Genomic DNA, 4696 nt, shown 5'->3' on the forward strand with positions numbered 1-4696 from the left:
GTGCTTTAAAAGGTTCATGGCTGTCCATGAAGAGGATTTGTAAATGTCACCCGTTTCATCCAGGTGGAATTGATCACGTACCACCGCGGCCGGAAAAATTAATTCATAACGATCAGTCAGCTTGACAGGTGGCACTTTTTTTCGATATATTTGCCTTAAGATGTTATATATGGATTCGATGAACGGATAAGTACAGATGGAGGCCTATGAACAGAGAGCCGGGTTAGGTGAAAGCCGGTATAGGAGTAAGTTTGGAAGATGGTCCCGGAGAATAAGCCTTCGAGCGGCTCAGACTGCGTATTAGAAGTGATAATACGTAAGATGGGAGTAAGCTGGCTTCGTGTCCCAGCGTTAATGGGCAAGTCGTTATAGACTTACTGAGCCCCGAGCTTGTGAAAGGCGGGGGAACCTGGGTGGTACCGCGTGAGTTCAGCTCTCGTCCCAAGATGGATGAGGGTTTTTTGTGTTTTCTACTTTTAGCTAGGAGGAATTTTGGATGACAACGAATTCAAAAACGTTTTACATCACGACGCCCATCTATTATCCAAGTGATAAGCTGCACATCGGTCATGCCTACTCAACGGTGGCAGGCGACGCTATGGCGCGCTATAAAAGACTTCGTGGCTTTGATGTAAGGTACTTAACGGGTACAGATGAACATGGACAAAAAATTGAACGAAAAGCGCAAGAGAAAGGAACAACACCACAGGAGTTTGTAGATGGTATTGTTGCTGGAATTAAGGATTTATGGAGCAAACTCGACATTTCGTATGATGATTTTATCCGTACTACGGAAACTCGTCATAAGGATGCGGTTGGAAAGATTTTTCAAAGGCTGCTTGATCAAGGTGATATTTACTTAGGGGAATACGAAGGTTGGTATTGTATTCCGGATTAATAATTTCATTAAGCCAGGACTTGAGGATTTGGCTGTTTCTCGGACGACGTTTGATTGGGGGATTAAAGTCCCAGGAGATCCTAAACATGTGATTTATGTTTGGATTGATGCTCTTTCTAACTATATTACTGCACTTGGATATGGTTCAGATGATACGAGTAATTTTGAAAAGTATTGGCCTGCAGATGTTCACTTGATGAGTAAGGAGATTGTTCGCTTCCATACGATCTATTGGCCGATTATGTTGATGGCGCTTGACCTGCCTCTGCCGAAGAAAGTATTCGCTCATGGCTGGCTGCTAATGAAAGATGGCAAAATGTCGAAGTCCAAGGGGAATGTTGTTGATCCCGTGACGTTGATCGATCGATATGGGTTGGACGCGCTTCGTTATTACTTGATGCGCGAGGTGCCTTTCGGGGCTGACGGAACGTTCACGCCGGAAAGCTTTGTGGAGCGGGTCAATCATGACCTCGCTAATGACTTGGGGAATCTGCTTAACCGTACGATCGTGATGATCGATAAGTATTTTGCTGGCACGATTCCCGCTTATGTGGCGGGGGCTACCGAATTCGACGACAGTCTCTTGGAGACTGTTCAGTCTACGGTAGCGAAGTATGAAGAAGCAATGGAAAAAATGGAGTTTTCCATTGCGCTCTCCGCCGTGTGGCAGCTGATTAGCCGCACGAATAAATACATCGACGAGACTCAGCCGTGGTCGATTGCGAAGGATGAAGCCAAGCGAGAAACACTTGGCTCCGTCATGTATGTGCTGGCTGAATCCCAGCGCATCTCGTCTGTACTGCTGCGTCCGTTCATGACGAAGACGCCGCAATTGATTTGGCAGCAGCTAGGCTTAGCTGCCGAGGATCTGCCGCGCTTAACCGCATGGGAAAGCGTGCAATCCTTCGGACATCTCCCAGCGGGTACTATCGTTCAAAAGGGAGATCCTATGTTCCCGAGATTGGACGCCCCGGTTGAGGTTGCGTACATTGTTGAAGCTATGGGCGGCGGATCTGCAAACGCCGCTGAAGAAGTGAAAGAAGCRGCACCCGCGGCTGCTGCTTCAACAGTGCCCGCGCCAGAGCCTAAGGAGGAAATCGGGATTGACGATTTCGCCAAGGTGGAGCTGCGCGTAGCTCAGGTAATATCGGCGGAGCCTGTGAAAGGCGCCGATAAGCTTCTAAAGCTGCAGCTCGATCTAGGATACGAGCAGCGTCAGGTCGTTTCGGGCATCGCGAAGTTCTATACGCCCGAGGAACTGGCTGGACGCAAGGTCATTTGCGTCACCAATCTCAAGCCAGCTAAGCTGCGTGGCGAGCTGTCTCAAGGGATGATCCTCGCGGCTTCGCACGGAGACCAGCTGACGCTGGCCACGGTTCCGGATTCGATGCCTAACGGCGCGATTGTTAAATAATCAAGCTAACACCCTTTCCCTATTTTTTCATAGGGCGAGGGTGTTTTTTTATCGTATGGGGGTTCACATAAGTGGGGTACTCTAAAGGAAACTAACCACGGAGTGATAAAGATGAGAGCGAGATATTTGTTGAAGTTGATCTGTATTTCGGTGATGGTTCTTGTTTTGACGTCTTGTTCTATTTTCGGCGGAGGTTCGGATAAAAAGAAAGAGGATGAGAAAGCAAAGAAAGAGTCAAAATCCAAAGCGTCGAGTACGAAAAAAGAAGATGATAGTATAATCAATCAAGAGTTAAAAAAACAATATGAGATGTACAACGAGATTATTCAATATAAGGTAAAACAAGAGAATAAGCTTATTAAGCAATCGGAAGAACGGCATAAGAAATTGAAAGAAGAAAGCAGCAAACCAGCGGATTCCAAGAATGAAAATGGTGCCGACAAGGAAGAAAAGAGTTCCTCCAAAGATGATTCAGAAAGTTCAAAGAAGGATGAAGACCAAGGGAAGCAGTAATTGAATTAAGGCCATGCTGTGACAATTCACAGCGGGTCTTTTTATTTTGCCTTCAAGATGTATTGACTTCAAGTAGGGGGACTCGTATAATCAATTCGTTAATAAAAAATATTACGATTTAGAACGCGAGTGGAGTGATTATTATGATACGTTCGAAATGGTTCATGTCCATAACCCTCATGGTTATTTTAACTGTTATATTAGCTGGATGCGGGACTGCTGCAAGCTCAAAAGCTAAGCTTGTTCAAGGGAAAGTTAATGTAGTTACTAGTTTTTATCCATTATATGAGTTTACTAGAGCAATTGGCGGAGAATACGTGAATGCCATTAACTTGGTTCCGGCCGGGGTTGAGCCCCATGATTGGTCTCCGAAGAGCAGAGACATCAAAAATATGACGCAAGCACAAGTTTTCGTGTATCAAGGAGCTGGATTTGAAGGCTGGGTGAAAGATTTTCTGGGAAGTCTATCACCAGACTCTACTTTAAGAGTTGTAGAAGCAAGTAAAGGGGCAGCTTTAATAAAAACTTCTGAAAATAAAGAAGAATTCGACCCTCATGCATGGCTTAGCCCGTTAAATGCTGTGAAAATGGCTAATAATATTAAAACAGCACTAATTAGCGCAGATCCAGCCCATAAAGATGCCTTCGAGCAAAATTATGCAAATTATGCAGCAAAATTAACTGACTTAGATGCTCGTTATAAAAAAGAGCTAGGGCAAACTTCGAAAAAGGAAATTGCCGTTTCTCATCAGGCTTTTGCTTATTTATGCCGAGATTATGGCTTGACGCAATTGTCTATTATGGGACTATCGCCTGACGCCGAGCCAACTGCTCAGGATCTTAAGAACATGAATGAATACATCAAAGTGCATAACTTGAAATATATATTCTTTGAAGAGCTTGTATCCGACAGGTTGGCGAAGACGTTAGCCAAGGATGCTAAGGTTGAAACGATGGTACTGAACCCTCTTGAAGGATTAACGGAAGAGCAAGCTAAAGCGGGCGAGGACTATATTTCGATTATGGACAAAAATTTGAAAAATTTAGTGACTGCCTTACAATAGAAAGGTAGTTCATTACGAGTCAGGGGTTATAAAAATGGAGATAAGCCATAAAGATTTCTGCCACAAAAGTATCGTGTCTATTGATGATGTATCCTTCTCATACGAAAACAAGAAGGTCATTGATAAGATTCGTTTTAACGTGCTTGAACGAGATTTTGTTGGTGTTATTGGCTCGAATGGCGCTGGTAAAACAACGCTGCTCAAAATGCTCGTAGGACTTCTCAAACCTACGAGTGGCGAGATCAGGCTGTTTGATAGTCCACTAAGCCAATTCAAAGATTGGGAACGCATTGGCTATGTTCCGCAAAAAAATGCATTCAATCCATTATTTCCGGCAACTGTGCGGGAAATTGTTTTATCGGGGATGTATTCGAAGAAGCGGATTTATCGCAGGTTGTCCAAAGCTGACCTGCAAAAAGCCGAAGATGCGATGCTCGCCATGCGCATCGAGGACTTGGCTGACCGCAAAATCGGCCAGCTGTCGGGTGGACAACAGCAGCGCGCTTTCCTCGCGCGCGCGATCGTGAACAACCCGGAGCTGCTCATATTGGATGAGCCAACCGTGGGGATCGATGCGGAGACGCAGCTCGGATTTTTCCGGATGATCCGCCACATGCACCAGCATCATCATATGACATTCATCATGGTGTCCCATGATATGGACATGATGCAGTCTTACTTAGGTACGGAGCCGCAGCAGGTTAGCGGCGGCATTAAGTTTCATGTGAAGCATACCCATGATCCCGAGGATTGCCGAGAAACGAATTTGACACATTCGATCGGCCAGATTCGTGAGATGATCGGAGT

General features: G+C 45.3%; 4 protein-coding genes and 1 pseudogene. All 5 read left to right on the plus strand.

Annotation, left to right across the window (positions count from 1 at the left end; genetic code table 11):
* Positions 1-125, plus strand: a 125-nt coding sequence (yidD, locus tag AC1DUA_RS27290; RefSeq protein WP_477502761.1) for a membrane protein insertion efficiency factor YidD, incomplete at its 5' end; no start/stop codon positions are given.
* A 371-nt stretch (positions 126-496) separates the two neighbouring features.
* Positions 497-2312: pseudogene (gene metG / locus AC1DUA_RS27295) on the plus strand (methionine--tRNA ligase).
* A 111-nt stretch (positions 2313-2423) separates the two neighbouring features.
* A complete protein-coding gene (locus AC1DUA_RS27300; protein ID WP_477502758.1) occupies positions 2424-2825 on the plus strand; it encodes a hypothetical protein in 402 nt (133 codons plus the stop codon).
* 143 nt (positions 2826-2968) lie between these two features.
* Positions 2969-3889, plus strand: coding sequence for a metal ABC transporter substrate-binding protein (locus AC1DUA_RS27305; protein ID WP_477502759.1), 921 nt, complete (start codon positions 2969-2971; stop codon positions 3887-3889).
* Positions 3890-3923: 34 nt separating this feature from the next.
* The coding region (locus AC1DUA_RS27310) for a metal ABC transporter ATP-binding protein (RefSeq protein ID WP_477502760.1) at positions 3924-4696 on the plus strand (773 nt) is incomplete at its 3' end.

Source organism: Paenibacillus sp. 01T422 (assembly GCF_056398785.1).

Coding starts and splice junctions, on each gene's coding strand:
- AC1DUA_RS27305 (WP_477502759.1), top strand. CDS start 2,969: ATGATACGTTCGAAATGGTTCATGTCCATAACCCTCATGGTTATTTTA.
- AC1DUA_RS27300 (WP_477502758.1), top strand. CDS start 2,424: ATGAGAGCGAGATATTTGTTGAAGTTGATCTGTATTTCGGTGATGGTT.